This is a genomic window from Capilliphycus salinus ALCB114379, from assembly GCF_047276495.1.
Lineage (GTDB): Bacteria > Cyanobacteriota > Cyanobacteriia > Cyanobacteriales > Microcoleaceae > Capilliphycus > Capilliphycus salinus.
The window spans coordinates 973,323-987,519 of record NZ_CP178543.1; the positions used below are offsets into that span (position 1 = coordinate 973,323).

Below are 14,197 nucleotides of genomic sequence, written 5' to 3' on the forward strand. Positions count from 1 at the left end.
ACCGTTCAGGATTTCTCGATTATCAAAGAACCATTTTTAGAACGCACCACAACCGCCAGAAACCCCGAATTAAACTACTAACACCTGAGTTCCTTTTTCCATTTCCAAACTATCGCCAATTTTTTCACCATCGTGATAAGCAGCAACAATCACATCGCAGGTTTTACCCAAACCGATCTGACCCGCCGCATCGATCGCGATCGCCCCAAAATCCCGTTTTCGTACAGTGGCTTCTGCAAAAGAGCGATCCAAGGCATCCTTTAACGATAAACCATCGGCGACCCGAACCACCAAACGAGCCGCGAAACATTCATCGATAATATCTTCCCCAATACCCGTACAACTCACCGCAGCTTCCGATGTGGCATAATTACCCGCAGGCATGGGAGAATCGCTCACCCGACCAATTCTTTCAAACCCCTTACCGCCTGTAGAAGTTCCCGCAGCCAGCCTTCCTGCTGTATCCAAAGCCACCACGCCAATAGTACCCATACGAGCAGGTTCAGCGACCACATTCGCCATTTCTCGGGTAAAATTGTGCTGGCGCTCCTCCATCCACTCGTTAAGCCGGCGATCGATTAAAGGATTATAAATCGGAAGTTGCAATTCTCGCGCCAGTTCAGCCGCGCCCTGATCGGATAAAATGCGATCCATAGACTCCTGCAACGCTTGGGCGAGGTCGATGGGATTTTTAACCCGAGAAACGTTAATCACGCCGCTAAAACTTTGGGTGGACCCATTCATCAAACCCGCACTCATGCGAATTTGACCGTCCGACTGAAGCACCGAACCGGTTCCGGCATTGAACAAAGGTTCATCTTCGAGATGCCGACACCCCTCAACAACAATATCGGTCGCGCTGATCCCCTGCTCAAACAGAGGATATACTTTTTCTAAAACCCCATAAAGAGCTTTGCGGACTTGATCAATCCCCCCTTTGCTGTGAATCGAACTTCCCGCTCCCCCGTGAATAATTAATTTAGGTTGCACCATACTGATTTCTGACAATAGATTTTTGAGTTAGTCGCTACAGTATTTTTGCACGTCCGGTTGGACAATTCCAAGGGAATTTTTTATTCAGGCGTCGGGAAACAGTTTATGAGGGAACAGGGAACACCGGATCAGGGAACAGGGAATAGGCTATAGGGAAGGGGGAAGGCGGAAGGGGGAAGGGGTAAAGGGTAAGGGGTAAGGGGCAATTCTGTAGACGAAGCTTCCGATAGCGAACGCGCTTACTCCTGTCTCCTATTCCCTGTTCTTTGTATTCACTGGTGACGGGTTCGCTGCTTGCTGACTTGGCGGAATAGTCGCGAAGCAACGGACGTTCCCGGAGGGTGACTCTAAAGACTGGTGACTGGTTCGGTGGTGACTGGTGACTGTGAAAGACTGGTGACTGGTGACTGGTGAAGCAGCGCGGTCTTGGGGGTTTCCCCCATGAGCGCGAACTCGCGGCCCCGGCGGTTTCCGCCGAGAGCGAAGTTCGCAAGAGAGCGACTGCTGAACCCGAAGGGTGACTGGTGACTGAAAACCCTGTTCCCGATTTCAGTGATCTCTATCACCCGATAGTCCGATGATAATCACACTAAAGCGGGATTCTTCTCATTTCTCGGTTCTTTAAAATAAGGAATAGTAAAGACTATAGAGTTTACCGAGGGTGTGGGAATGAAACTGGTAATAGCAGCCACCGCAATTTTACTGATGAAAGTAGGTTTAGTTAATCCGGCGATCGCCCTCGATCCGGCACATCTCAAGCAGTTGCAGGACACCAACAACTGTCAAGGCTGCGATCTCAGCGATGCTCAACTGACGGGAATGGATTTAAGCGGTGCTAATCTCGAAGGTGCCAACCTGCAAGGTGCAAATTTAAGCGATACAAATCTTAATGAAGCTAATTTAATTCGGGCGAATTTAACCCAAGCGAATTTCAACAATTCAAGCTTAATCGCGGCTAAATTACACGGGGCAAATTTAACCAAAGCGAACTTGAGTGAAGCTAATTTAAGTTTAGCCGGAATGGTGATCGCCAATCTCACCAACGCCGATCTTAGCGGTGCGAATTTGGTGGGTGCTAATCTTGAAAGTGCCGATCTAACCGGTGCAAATCTTCAAGATGCTCGTCAGTCGATTGGAAAATTGGGTCAAATTACTCTGCAAGAAGGCAGTCTCGCGGGGATTGATATTGCCGGAATTAATTTGAGAGGGGCAAATTTAACCGATGCCGATCTAACCGGTGCGAATTTGAGCGCTTCGGATTTGGGAGGTGCCAAGCTAGATAATGCAATTTTGTTTAAAGCAAATCTGGTGAATACTCGACGATAATCTGGGTTAAAAAAGACGGGTCTTATCGGTTAAATTATTTAACATAAATCGCGATGAAAGTCTATTGTTTATGGATTTTTGATTGAATTTTAATGTTGGATTTTTTTAGATTCTGTTTGTTTAAATCGGTTTTAAATTCAGAAAGTCGGCAGTGATGAACTCGGTTCAAATTGTCGGCTTTTGTTTGTTCCAAAAAACTCAGTTTCTTTGAAAAATTAGGTTTTTAGGGTGTATAATAAAAGGTTTGACCAATCGAAACCAAACCAAATCTAGAGCAAATGAAGCCTGAAGACTGGCGAGAATTATTAACGAAAAATCGTGTAATTGCTGTGATTCGTTCTCCAAATCTGGAATTGGGAACCCAAATGGCCGCATCGATCGCCAACGGAGGAATTCGCCTGATAGAAATTACTTGGAATAGCGATCGCCCCACCGAATTAATTTCTAAACTGTGTTCCCAATTACCGAATTGTATCATAGGAGCGGGTACATTATTAACCAAAGAAGACATTAACCAAGCGGTTGATTGTGGAGCCGAGTTTCTGTTTACTCCCCACACCAACCCCGCATTAATAGAACAAGCAAAATCCTTAAAGATTCCGATTATTCCGGGTGCATTTTCTCCAACAGAAATCGTCAACGCTTGGCAAGCCGGAGCCAGTTGTGTGAAAGTATTTCCCATCTCAACACTCGGCGGAGTGGCTTATATTAAAAACTTGCGGGGTCCCCTCGGAGAAATTCCGTTAATTCCAACCGGGGGAGTAACATTAGAAAATGCCCGAGCCTTTATAGAAGCGGGGGCGATTGCCGTCGGACTTTCGAGCCAATTATTTCCGCCGTCACTGCTGAGAGAACAAAACTGGAAAGCGATCGCAGACGGGGCGCAAATCCTCACCCAACATTTGAGAAAAATTTAGGTGAAATTCAACAAAGATCGACTAAAATACTTTCATCTAAAATCCGATGGATGCAAAGAATGTGGAGGAGATTATGCACAAAATGAACAATCGGAAAACATGGCGGAACTTGGGAACTCTCCTGGCGAGTGTTGCATTAAGTTTAAATGTGATTGCGACTGAATCAACCCCTGTTTTAGCCGACGAATATCACAATGCGATCGCCTATCGGATGCTAGAATTACAGGATTCATCCGAACGGTGGATACAGATTGATTTAACCCGACAGAGGTTAATCGCATGGGAAGGGAATAAAGCCGTTTATGCGGTAATTGTTTCAACCGGGAAAGCTTCAACCCCAACCCGCACGGGTACCTATAAAATATATACCAAATATCGAGAAACCCGGATGACAGGCCCCGGCTATGACGTGCCGGACGTTCCCTATACAATGTACTATGATGGCGGTATGGCGATACACGGCGCCTACTGGCACAATCTGTTTGGCACTCCCGTGAGTCACGGTTGCACCAATGTCGCCGTAAACCACGCCAAATGGCTGTTTGAGTGGGCTTCAGTTGGAACTCCTGTGGTAGTGCATGAGTAAAATTCACAAGCCAAGACGAACGCTTGTAATTGGTGATATTCACGGTTGTCTAAATGCGTTTGAGACGCTGATGGCGACTGTGAACCCTCAACAGTGCGATCGGATTATAACGCTTGGGGATTATATCGATCGGGGACCGAACTCAAAAGCAATTCTCGATCGCTTAATAGAACTGCATCGTCGGGGACAACTGGTGGCGTTGCGAGGAAACCACGAACTGATGCTGCTGCGGGCGCGATCGGGCCATCGTTACGAACTCTATCACTGGTTGGCCGCCGGCGGAGAAAGCACCTTAGCATCATACTCGAAAACCGGTTCAAATCGAGGACTCACCAGCATACCCGATGAACACTGGCATTTTTTAGAGAATATTTGTGTTAATTGGTGGGAAACCGCATCCCACTTTTTTGTTCATGCCAATGTTTATCCCAATTTACCCCTAAACCAACAACCCGAACGAATGTTATTTTGGCAAAAATTTACCAATCCTCCGCCCCATTGTTCGGGAAAAATCATGGTTTGCGGTCATACCAGCCAAAAAAGCGGCGAACCCATTAGTATCGGTCACGCCATCTGTATTGATACTTGGGTCTATGGGCGGGGTTGGTTGACCTGTTTGGATGTGGTCAGCGGTCGCATTTGGCAAGCCAATCAAACCGGACAATTAAAAATGGCTTGGATTGATGATTACTATAATAAGCATAATCGGCGTTATTATCGAGCTTGAGAGGAATGCCTGACCCGTTTATCTAATTCTTAATTTTTCCAATTGAGATAACTGGAATACATCACAAATCTGAAAATTTGGATATAATTAACCGGATAGACTGGATTAAGTATTTTATGCGAATACTTGCTATTGGTGATATACATGGCTGTTCTGTGGCGTTTGATACGCTGATGAAAGCAGTTAAACTCCAACCGACCGATCGCATAATTACCCTGGGTGACTATGTAGATCGCGGGCCTGACTCCAAAGGCATTATCGACCGTTTAATCGGACTCCATCAGACCGGACAATTGGTCGCATTGCGGGGAAATCACGAAATAATGATGCTGGATGCTTATTATTATCCTCATCGTTTAGAAGGGTGGTTAGCTTGCGGAGGACGGGAAACCCTCGCTTCCTACGCCACATCCCCCAAGAAAAAGATAAAATTAGACAATATTCCCGACGAACATTTTGATTTTATCGCCAATATTTGTCAGGATTGGTGGGAAACAGAAGAACATTTTTTTGTTCACGGGAATGTGAACCCTCATAAACCTTTATCTCAACAATCCGGTCACGATTTATTTTGGACTCGATTTTATCACGCCCAACCCCATTGTTCCGGTAAAACCATGATTTGTGGTCATACCAGTCAAAAAAGCGGTCAGCCGATTAGTTTTGGGTATGCGGTTTGTATTGATACGTGGGTTTATGGAAAAGGTTGGTTGACCTGTTTTGATGTCAATAGCGGTCAAATTTGGCAAGCCAATCAAAAAGGAGAAAAACGCACCGCTTCCATAGAAGAATTTAGCATTTATTGTCCGACTTCTTCATCCGTCCTCGCTTGAGAAGTTAAAAACTGAATGGGGTTTTGAAGCGGTTATCCATCTAAATTTGATTAAAACCAATCTCTGAAACCTGGAATCTAAAAACCTGAAACGAATTTCCAGAATACAGTTAAAATATAGAACAGCTTAGGGTTGAAAATTGTAGAAAAGCACCCTGAAGGTCTTGGTTTTTCATTAATCAAACAGTTCTAAAACTTGACTAATGATAATCGGTTCCCATTGTCCTAAAGGGCGATCTTCCGGTGAAACAATCAAAAAATCTTCTTCCTGATCGTAACCCATCGGACGCGCATATCGTTCTTCCCCACTTACATCTAGAAATTTTAGTCGGGAAGCCGCGAGAACTTGGTCTTGCGTGAGTTCAGAGTTCATTAGCATAGAGAAATCCCTTACTCAATTTCTTCTTTTTATTATACTCAATCTTCACAGCAAGCGGTTATCTAACTTCCGACAGATAACAGGTGAGCGCATTTGTGATAAAGTTTAAAGTTATGTTTGAGGAAGTGATAAAATAGAAAACTGATCAAATCAAAAAATCAATTCAATTGTTTTTAAAGAATCATGCTCACCGTTAACCTTGACGACGAAGCGGAAAAATATTTAATAGAGATCTTATCTCAAGAGAAAATAACCAGCCAAGAATTAGTGAAAAAACTCTTGCGTAACTATTCTATGAGCTTAAAGCAACCTCAAACGATTTTGGAAAGAATGGGAGGTTATCCAGAAGAGTTACTAGAAAGTGAAACTGATTTATCGGATCGAGATATCCGCCAACAAAAAATTTCCGAATATCTTCAAGCCAGAAATAAAGAACGTGATTCGCTATGACTGCTTATTATTCTTCTATTTTGGTTGATAGTGGTATAATGGTCGCTTTTTATAATCGCCCAGATCGCTATCATCAACAAGTTGTTCAGTTTTTTAGCACTTCTACGAGTCAATTAGTGACAACCGTTTGTTGTGTAACTGAAGTGATGTGGTTGCTTGCTGCAAATATTAGAGTACAAAATCAATTTTTATCTGCATTGGAAAACTGAATTTTTATAGCCGAACATTTAATTGCTGAAGATTTCGATATTTACCGTCGTTATCGCAGTCAACCTTTTGTTCGTGTTTTCTATCCTCAATGATTTATTTATGTTTCTAAAATTCTTCCGAACCACTGGAACTGAGTTTCCCCGGAACTAACCCCCGACGCCCCGAACGGGTTGCCGATCGCATAAAACGACTTAAATGTTGTAAACTGGGATTATCGGGTAACAACTCTAACTGTTCTAACGCTTCTTCGAGTCGATATCCCGAACGATATAAAATCCGAAACGCTTTTTTGAGAAGGGCTAATTCTTCAGGGGTGAAACCTGCGCGTTTTAAGCCAATAGAATTGAGCGATCGCACTTTTGGGGGAGTTCCTTCCACCGTCATAAACGGAGGTACATCCTGAACAATACGGGTCATCCCCGCAATCATCGCCAGTTTACCAATATGAACAAATTGATGCACCCCTAAAACCCCACTAATTCTCGCTTGAGACTCAATATAAACATAACCCGCCAACGCCACGCCGTTCGCAATAATCACTTGATCTTCTATCACACAATTATGAGCCATGTGAGAATAAGCCATCAACAGATTCTGATTGCCTAAAACGGTAGCTTGACCCTCATCAGTCGCCCGGTTAATGGTGACATATTCTCGAATCAAATTATCATCGCCAATTTTGACAAAAGTCTTCGCTCCGGTATATTTTAGATCTTGGGGTTCAGTTCCAATCACCGCACCCGGAAAAATTTGATTGCGATCGCCAATTTCAGTCCACCCCTCAATCACGACATGGGGACCGATAACGGTATCACGACCCACCTTAACATTTTCCCCAATCACAGCATAGGCTCCGACCTTAACGCTGGGATGGAGTTGGGCGTTGGGATGAATAACAGCAGTGGGGTGAATTAAGGTGATCATAGGGATTTGAGAATTCATGTTTCAGAACTTAGGTGATTTCAGAATTTTTAACGGGAAAATTTATTCATTGTGAACTACTTACGCAGACGCTTCGCTTGGGAGCGTAAGCTTCCAGCTTCTTGAACAATCGTGATCGAAGCATCGGTAGATTGTTCATTGATCGGGAGTTGCCGCACAGAAGACTTGCGTCCCTTGCTTGGTCTTACACTCCCTCCACTGGCAGTCGCCTCCGTCCCAGAGGCGATGACTCGCAAACCTTCATCTCGAATATTGATTGCGGCGTTAATATCTCGGTCGTGCTTGGCGTGGCAATGATTGCATTCCCAGTGACGAATATCTAACGGCAAACTTTCAACAACATTCAGACAAACATTGCAAGTCTTTGAGGACGGAAAAAACCGATCTATCTCCAGAAAGGTTTTTCCGTCCCTTTTTGCTTTGTAATCTACAAAGTTCAAGAACATTGCCCATCCACAATCGCTTATTGCTTTAGCTAGATTGTGGTTGCGTACCATGCCTTTTACATTAAGGTTTTCAGCGATTATCACTTGGTTTTCGTTGACAATCTTGCGAGATAGCTTATGCAGAAAGTCCTGTCTCGCGAAGAGGATTTTTTCGTGCGCTCTTGCTACCAATCTTCTGGCTTTGTTCCTGGAATTAGAACCCTTTTTCTTTCGGGATAACTTTTGTTGCTTTCGCTTCAAATTCCGCTCATGTTTTTTGAAGTGACGAGGATTATCATATTTAGATCCATCACTTGTAATCAAAAAATGGGTGAGTCCCAAATCCAAGCCTACAGCTTTACCGTTGTCTGAGATTGGTGGTTCGGTCTCCTTATTTTCAAATAAAATAGAAGCGTAATACTTCTCGGTTTTTGTCTTGGTTATTGTAACTGTTTTGATGTTTCCATCGAAAGTCCTGTGAATATTGGCTTTAACTTTGCCCATCACGGGAAAACTTAAATAACTGTCAACAATTTTGACGTTTTGAGGATATTGAATTGACTGCTTTCCATGACGACTTTTGAATCTAGGGAATTTAGCTCGACCTTCAAAGAAATTAACAAAAGCCCTAGAAAGGTTTAAAACAGACTGTTGTAAACACTGTGAATAGGTTTCCTTTAACCAAGCTGTTTCTTCTTGCTTCTTAAGAATTGGTAGCTGTTTTTTAAGCTGCATTCCTGAGATTCCCTTACCTGTTTCCTTATAGGCTTGGTTATTTAGCGCAAGACAGTAATTCCATACCCAACGAACAGAGCCAAACGCTTTTGCAAGAGCTTGTTTCTGTTCATCCGTCGGATATAATCTGACTTTTGCTACGTTTCTCATTGTGCATCTTTAGAGTAAATTCGTTTTATTCTAACGAAACTAGGTGAATTGAGAAACCCCGTCGGCGATTCATCCCACAGTGACACTGCGTTTTCAGATTTGGGGCTTCTCGCCGTGGAAGCTAAAATCACCCGACAAGGCCAATTAGTCAACCAACGAAAACATCAACTCGCCTTCACAAGCCCGTTTTCCGTCAACCTCTGCAAAGGCTTGCATTTTCGCAAAACGACGGCGTTTGAGAGACAGCAACTCTGTCGTCATCATCAGTTGATCGCCAGGAACCACCGGCCGGCGAAACCTAACTTTATCGATGCCTGCAAACAGGAACAAGTTCCCTTCGAGATCGGGAATTTGGGTTAAAACCACACCGCCAACTTGGGCCATCGCTTCCACGATCAGTACACCCGGCATAATCGGTCTTCCGGGAAAATGCCCTTGAAAATGGGGTTCGTTGAAGGTGACATTTTTAATCCCCACCGCCCGTTTACCGGGTTCATAGTCAATAATGCGATCGACGAGGGCGAAGGGATAACGATGGGGTAACAGCTTGTGAATTTCTTCGATTCCCATCACGGTTTGGACTACCGTTGTCCCGGTACCGTTGGGGGTTTCCACAGGGTTAGAATGTACAGAATTCGATTTCACGTCAGACATTTTTTCCAATTGACAGGTTAGACTTAGCTTCCCATTAAATCAGTCAGCTAGAGCAACAAAATTCAACCACAGAGGCTTCAGAGGGCAGCTAGGGCGGCTTCTTGAATGCGTTGAACCAGTTGGGTGTGTAGGTGATGACCGGCCTTGTAAGCCAAGTAATGAGCTTGGGGAATAATTCCCAGCAAGCTCAAATCCCCTACTAAGTCTAAAATTTTATGACGCACGGGTTCATTTGAAAATCTCAATGGCGGATTTAACCAACGGTCGTCTCCGCAAACCAAAGCGTTATCGAGGCTTCCGCCTTTGATCAATCCCGCTTGTTGCAGGTGTTTGATTTGTTCTTCCAACACAAATGTACGGGCGGGGGCGATCGTTTGGGTAAAATCTTCTCGGTCCGGCGCCCAACTGTGCCACTGTTGAGCGATCGCTAAGTTGTTAAAATCTATGGCGTAGCTAAAGCGAGTTTCGTCTGAGGGAATAGCCGCCACAAAAGCATCGCCCTGACGCACGATGATTTCTTGGGTAATGGGTATCACCGGGGTGGTTTGGGAGGTAATTGCTAGCCCCACTTCGGCGATCGCTTCTGCCCAGATTTTAGCCGATCCGTCCAACAAAGGAACTTCTGGACCGTCAATTTCGATGCGGACGTGATCGACTCCCATTGCTGTTAAGGCGGATAATAAGTGTTCGACGGTACGAATACTGATTTTAAAATGGTTAATTTCCTCGAAAATTGCTAATTCTGTCGAAAGGGTTGTAGAAACAACCGATTGTATTTTAGCGGGAATAATCGGTTTTTCGGGTAAATCAACCCGCACAAAATAGCGTCCTACACCTGAACTTGGTAAAATCCGAACGGTTGTTTTTAAGCCGCTATGTAACCCGATACCGGACTGAATTATTTCGTCGGCTAGGGTGTGCTGAGTGGTTCCAATCATTTGTTATCCTTTGATTCTTCGTTTGTGAATGCTTTTGTTAATCTTGAAATTATAATCTAACTTAACTCTCAGTTCCCTAAAAATCTCATTCGGATAGAACCGGGTTTGAACTAGGATTGATGGAGGCTAAAGAACTCCTCAGATCATATGAGTCGGAGTAATTAATCATAATTCTGTAGGGGCGCGCCTCATTACAGTGACCAGTGATCAGTGATCGGTGATCGGTGTTTTCAGTTTTCAGTTTTCAGTTATCACTTGACCTGACAATAACCTTGACACCTATTGACTGTTCACTGTTCACTGTTTAAACCGCCCCCACCCCTAACAACATTGATCAACCGCAGATCAGATCAATCGCGATCGGGGTGGGTTTATGTTAGTTATTTCTGGTTACGATAGATAATTTGAGAACCCGCCCCTACAATAGGGCTAAGGTGGTTCTCTGAGTCCGGGTAATTAATAATAATTCTGTAGGGGTGGGTTTTTACAGTTTACAGTTTACAGTGATGAGTGTTATCAGTTATCAGTTTTCAGTTATCATTTGACCTGACAATAACCTTGACACCTATTGACTGTTCACTGTTCACTGGTCACTGTTTAAACCCGCTCAAAAGATTTATTCTACATCTTCATTAATCGGATAACGATCTAATAACCGTTTGGCTTCAGATGCTTTATCTTTTAGAATGGGATTCAAATGGGGAACGTGGGGAATTTGCGAGAGAAAATCCAACGTTCTTCTAATCATTCTCACCAAATCTCCCTCATCCAAACTCGTATGTTCAACTAACTGCAACCAATCAATTCCATTCGCCCATTGTTCGATAATTGCGCTCAAATTTTGATGTTCCCAACGTTCCGGTAACACCAAAAACTCCACTTGATAATGACTCTGAATTTTAATCAAATTTTTCCGCAACCCCCAAAGTCGCTCTAAAGCCTCTTGTACGGGTTGAGAAAGTTGATAATCTGCCCAAGTATCCGATCGCGAAACTTCCGTCACCAAAGCCGCACAAGCCGCCGCTAATTCCGAAGGTTCTAAATCATCAAACTCCCCGGACATCAACACAATTCCAAGCCACAATTCATTATCGCCCCTCACTGCCGCGATCGCCTGACCTAAAGGCGTCGGTTGCAATTGATCTAAAGCATCAAACTGCTGTAAAATCAAAATCAAATCTAAAAATTTCTGCCAATAATGACCCCGATTTGCCTCAATTTCCGCCTGTAATAATCGAATTTCCGAATTCAAATCAACCCAACGTTCCCGACGTTTTAACAACTTTTGCGGCTTACCCCATTCGTATAGCGGATGAGTTTCTAACTGTTTTTCAATCTCCTCAACTTGCTGCATTTGTAGTTGAACTTCTGGGGGAATTTCCGGCATCGGTACATCGGGAATTTGTTCGGCGATCGCCAGAGAAACTGCATCTCCCTTGCGTTTTTGACCCAATTTATAAGGAATTTCAGGAATATCCATATAGTCTACTGCGGTCAACCGAGGTAAGTCCCCGTGCAACGCCACCACATCGGACGCCGCCACAATATACCAACGGTTATCTTGACCCAAACAGAGAAAATAAGGCGCCTGACCCGGACTCGGCGTCTGGGCGACCAACACCGCAGCCAGAGGTTGATCTTCGGGGTTTCTCGCCGCAGCAGTAACGTGTTTCCCCCTCAAACTAACAACAGTTCCCAACACCGTTGAAACCAACGCCTGAGACATGGTAGCGCTTCGAGTTTCCTCGGCTTGGTCTTGCAAAACTTTTAACAGGCGTCTTTCTTCCCGCAGACGGGCTTGTAACTTCTCATAATTAACAATAACCGCTTCGAGATCGGCAATATTTTTATCGCCTTCCAAGCCCAAATTTGCTTCAATATCGGCCAATTCTGCTTGAAGTTGTTCCATTTCAAGTTCTTGAGGCTGAAGCGATACCGTAGACAAATATTGACCAAAACTTCGTTCAATTAACGCTTTCGCCTGTTCTAAACTGTGAGTCTGCAATAAATTTAACACCATCCCATAACTCGGCGTAAATTGACTCACCAAAGGATCGGGTTCAGTTGTGGCTAAATAGGCCGCTTCTGTCGCCCCTTCAAAGGGAGTTTGTACGGTGACAACATGACCTAATAAATCCATTCCCCGGCGTCCGGCGCGACCCGCCATTTGCAAAAATTCCGAAGGTTTTAACAGTCGTATTCCTTCATCTGTCCGTTTAGAAAGACTAGAAATAACCGTCGTGCGGGCGGGCATATTAATTCCGGCTGCGAGGGTTTCTGTGGCATAAACAACTTTAATTAAACCGAGGGTAAATAATTCCTCAACCAACATTTTCCAGGTGGGTAAAATGCCGGCGTGGTGGGCGGCTATTCCCAAATACAACGGTTCGATGCTGCGGGTGGGCGAAACGTCGGTATTGTGGGCAAAAAAGATATCTATTTTTTCTCTTAATAGGGCGGCTTCTTCTTCGTTAACCAGGGAAATAAACCCGAGTTCGTGGACGGCATAAAAACATTCTTCAACGGCAATATCGCAGCCCCGACGACTGAAGATAAAATAAATCGCCGGGAGCATTTCTTCTTCTTGCAATTCGTAGAGAACAAACAGGGTTTCGGGAACAAATAAGACTTTTATTAAACCCTGTTGAAAGAGTTGGGCTACAAACATTCTCCAAGCCGGAGGCAGTTCTAAATGATATGTGGCAATTCCCCGGCTGAGGGAGTCTAACGCTTTATATTGTCTTAATTTCGGGTTGGCGTTTAAAAAGCTGTTAATGGCGCTGTTGAGGCTATCTCTTTCGCTAGAATTGACAAAAGAAAGACGTTCTAATTTCGGATCGACAACGGCGCGATCGCAACCTTTGCGACTGGAAATAAAGTAAATGGTCGGAAACATTTCCTGCTTTTGCAATTGCTTGAGGGCGCTTGCCAAGCTTTGACCTTGTTGTTGGGTCGGGAAACGGGAGCGACGGTTATTGTTGTAGCGATTATTGCGCCGTTTTTTGGCTTTCAAATGGCGGTTAAGTTCGTTGCTATTGTCCTCAAGAAGGGGATACAATCCTTGAGTGTTGCAAAAGTGAAATTCTAGGGGAACGGGTCGAAAGTTAGAATAGATCAGTTCTGTTGGTCCGTGAACCTTGCACAACCAGTCTGTGAGTTGATCGCTGTTAGCAATAGTTGCGGACAGCGCCAGGAGTTGAATTTCAGCCGGACAGTAAATAATTGATTCTTCCCAGACGGTCCCCCGCTGGCGATCGTTCATGTAGTGACATTCATCGAGGACAACGGCTTCTACCCCGTCGAGGGAGGTCCCGACTTCGCCAATGGGCGTCCCGTAGAGCATATTCCGAAAAATTTCGGTGGTCATTACCACGACAGCCGCTTCTCGGTTGATGGAAATATCGCCCGTGAGTAAGCCTACGTTGTCTACCCCAAACCGTTCGCGAAAGTCTCGTAATTTTTGATTAGACAGGGCTTTGAGGGGCGTGGTATAAAATACTCGTTTTCCCCGACTGAGGGCGCGATAAATGGCATATTCCCCGATGAGCGTTTTTCCCGAACCTGTTGGGGCGCACACCACAACAGATTTACCCGCATTCAAAGCTGCGATCGCCTCTTGCTGGAAGGGATCGAGTTGAAACGGAAATAGTTTGTCGAGATCGAGCGGTTGGGGGTTCTGGGTAGAGTACGACACTAGGATCTTATTGAAACAATCACAGGACTGAATTATCCTTTTTTACCTGGAGTTAGGTAATAAGGTCTTTCATTAATTCTAAGCTTTTCTTTCAAAGGTGTCGGGGTACGCAGAACGAAGGGCAGGGGAAACGCCCAAAATGGAGGTTTTCTCCGGGGGAATATGGACGGTCATCAAATTGTCACACCTCACCTGAGTCTCCTCCGCAGTTCCCCTGACAATGAAGTTAGCGTTTAACT

General features: G+C 44.5%; 14 protein-coding genes. 7 read left to right on the forward strand and 7 right to left on the reverse strand.

The genetic code is table 11. The features are described 5' to 3' along the window. Nucleotides 1-69 precede the first annotated feature (69 nt). Nucleotides 70-993: an isoaspartyl peptidase/L-asparaginase gene (locus ACL6C3_RS04045; RefSeq protein ID WP_413165567.1), complete on the reverse strand. Its 924-nt coding sequence runs from the start codon at nt 991-993 to the stop codon at nt 70-72. Nucleotides 994-1,662: 669 nt separating this feature from the next. Between ACL6C3_RS04045 and ACL6C3_RS04050 the strand changes: the two genes are divergently transcribed. From ACL6C3_RS04050 to ACL6C3_RS04070, 5 genes are all read left to right on the forward strand, one after another. Then, nucleotides 1,663-2,319: a pentapeptide repeat-containing protein gene (locus tag ACL6C3_RS04050; protein WP_413165569.1), complete on the forward strand. Its 657-nt coding sequence runs from the start codon at nt 1,663-1,665 to the stop codon at nt 2,317-2,319. 278 nt (nt 2,320-2,597) lie between these two features. After that, the gene (locus ACL6C3_RS04055; protein WP_413165571.1) at nt 2,598-3,236 is read left to right on the forward strand and encodes a bifunctional 4-hydroxy-2-oxoglutarate aldolase/2-dehydro-3-deoxy-phosphogluconate aldolase; all 639 of its coding nucleotides are present in this window, start codon (nt 2,598-2,600) and stop codon (nt 3,234-3,236) included. A 73-nt stretch (nt 3,237-3,309) separates the two neighbouring features. After that, nucleotides 3,310-3,822 (forward strand): L,D-transpeptidase, encoded by a 513-nt coding sequence (locus ACL6C3_RS04060; protein WP_413168249.1) that lies wholly within the window; start codon nt 3,310-3,312, stop codon nt 3,820-3,822. Next, nucleotides 3,815-4,549 (forward strand): metallophosphoesterase family protein, encoded by a 735-nt coding sequence (locus ACL6C3_RS04065; protein WP_413165572.1) that lies wholly within the window; start codon nt 3,815-3,817, stop codon nt 4,547-4,549. Before ACL6C3_RS04060 ends, ACL6C3_RS04065 begins: the two co-directional genes overlap by 8 nt. 116 nt (nt 4,550-4,665) lie before the next feature. Continuing rightward, nucleotides 4,666-5,382 (forward strand): metallophosphoesterase family protein, encoded by a 717-nt coding sequence (locus tag ACL6C3_RS04070; protein WP_413165574.1) that lies wholly within the window; start codon nt 4,666-4,668, stop codon nt 5,380-5,382. 174 nt (nt 5,383-5,556) lie between these two features. Here the strand turns inward: ACL6C3_RS04070 and ACL6C3_RS04075 are convergent, their stop codons facing one another. Next, on the reverse strand, nt 5,557-5,760 hold the full coding sequence (locus ACL6C3_RS04075; RefSeq protein ID WP_413165575.1) for a hypothetical protein: 204 nt from the start codon (nt 5,758-5,760) through the stop codon (nt 5,557-5,559). A 183-nt stretch (nt 5,761-5,943) separates the two neighbouring features. Between ACL6C3_RS04075 and ACL6C3_RS04080 the strand changes: the two genes are divergently transcribed. Continuing rightward, nucleotides 5,944-6,210 carry a hypothetical protein gene (locus tag ACL6C3_RS04080; protein WP_413165577.1) on the forward strand — a complete coding sequence of 89 codons (267 nt, stop codon included), beginning with the start codon at nt 5,944-5,946 and terminating at the stop codon, nt 6,208-6,210. Next, a complete protein-coding gene (locus ACL6C3_RS04085; RefSeq protein ID WP_413165578.1) occupies nt 6,207-6,419 on the forward strand; it encodes a hypothetical protein in 213 nt (70 codons plus the stop codon). The genes ACL6C3_RS04080 and ACL6C3_RS04085 overlap by 4 nt, the downstream gene beginning before the upstream one ends. Before the next feature lie 106 nt (nt 6,420-6,525). On the opposite strand, the gene lpxA is transcribed toward ACL6C3_RS04085, so the two are convergent. The 5 genes from lpxA to ACL6C3_RS04110 all read right to left on the reverse strand — a co-directional run bounded on the left by lpxA (nt 6,526) and on the right by ACL6C3_RS04110 (nt 13,958). Beyond that, the gene (gene lpxA / locus ACL6C3_RS04090; RefSeq protein WP_413168250.1) at nt 6,526-7,344 is read right to left on the reverse strand and encodes an acyl-ACP--UDP-N-acetylglucosamine O-acyltransferase; all 819 of its coding nucleotides are present in this window, start codon (nt 7,342-7,344) and stop codon (nt 6,526-6,528) included. Between the two features lie 74 nt (nt 7,345-7,418). Beyond that, complete coding sequence (locus tag ACL6C3_RS04095; RefSeq protein WP_413165579.1) at nt 7,419-8,672, reverse strand: RNA-guided endonuclease InsQ/TnpB family protein; 1,254 nt, start codon at nt 8,670-8,672, stop codon at nt 7,419-7,421. Between the two features lie 144 nt (nt 8,673-8,816). Then, nucleotides 8,817-9,326, reverse strand: coding sequence for a 3-hydroxyacyl-ACP dehydratase FabZ (fabZ, locus tag ACL6C3_RS04100; protein WP_413165581.1), 510 nt, complete (start codon nt 9,324-9,326; stop codon nt 8,817-8,819). A gap of 77 nt (nt 9,327-9,403) precedes the next feature. Continuing rightward, entirely contained in the window at nt 9,404-10,264 is an 861-nt protein-coding gene (lpxC, locus tag ACL6C3_RS04105) for a UDP-3-O-acyl-N-acetylglucosamine deacetylase (protein WP_413165582.1), read from the reverse strand. 616 nt (nt 10,265-10,880) lie between these two features. Then, nucleotides 10,881-13,958, reverse strand: coding sequence for a DEAD/DEAH box helicase (locus ACL6C3_RS04110; protein WP_413165584.1), 3,078 nt, complete (start codon nt 13,956-13,958; stop codon nt 10,881-10,883). Nucleotides 13,959-14,197 lie beyond the last annotated feature (239 nt).

Coding starts and splice junctions, on each gene's coding strand:
- ACL6C3_RS04045 (WP_413165567.1), bottom strand. CDS start 993: ATGGTGCAACCTAAATTAATTATTCACGGGGGAGCGGGAAGTTCGATT.
- ACL6C3_RS04050 (WP_413165569.1), top strand. CDS start 1,663: ATGAAACTGGTAATAGCAGCCACCGCAATTTTACTGATGAAAGTAGGT.
- ACL6C3_RS04055 (WP_413165571.1), top strand. CDS start 2,598: ATGAAGCCTGAAGACTGGCGAGAATTATTAACGAAAAATCGTGTAATT.
- ACL6C3_RS04060 (WP_413168249.1), top strand. CDS start 3,310: ATGCACAAAATGAACAATCGGAAAACATGGCGGAACTTGGGAACTCTC.
- ACL6C3_RS04065 (WP_413165572.1), top strand. CDS start 3,815: ATGAGTAAAATTCACAAGCCAAGACGAACGCTTGTAATTGGTGATATT.
- ACL6C3_RS04070 (WP_413165574.1), top strand. CDS start 4,666: ATGCGAATACTTGCTATTGGTGATATACATGGCTGTTCTGTGGCGTTT.
- ACL6C3_RS04075 (WP_413165575.1), bottom strand. CDS start 5,760: ATGCTAATGAACTCTGAACTCACGCAAGACCAAGTTCTCGCGGCTTCC.
- ACL6C3_RS04080 (WP_413165577.1), top strand. CDS start 5,944: ATGCTCACCGTTAACCTTGACGACGAAGCGGAAAAATATTTAATAGAG.
- ACL6C3_RS04085 (WP_413165578.1), top strand. CDS start 6,207: ATGACTGCTTATTATTCTTCTATTTTGGTTGATAGTGGTATAATGGTC.
- lpxA (WP_413168250.1), bottom strand. CDS start 7,344: ATGATCACCTTAATTCACCCCACTGCTGTTATTCATCCCAACGCCCAA.
- ACL6C3_RS04095 (WP_413165579.1), bottom strand. CDS start 8,672: ATGAGAAACGTAGCAAAAGTCAGATTATATCCGACGGATGAACAGAAA.
- fabZ (WP_413165581.1), bottom strand. CDS start 9,326: ATGTCTGACGTGAAATCGAATTCTGTACATTCTAACCCTGTGGAAACC.
- lpxC (WP_413165582.1), bottom strand. CDS start 10,264: ATGATTGGAACCACTCAGCACACCCTAGCCGACGAAATAATTCAGTCC.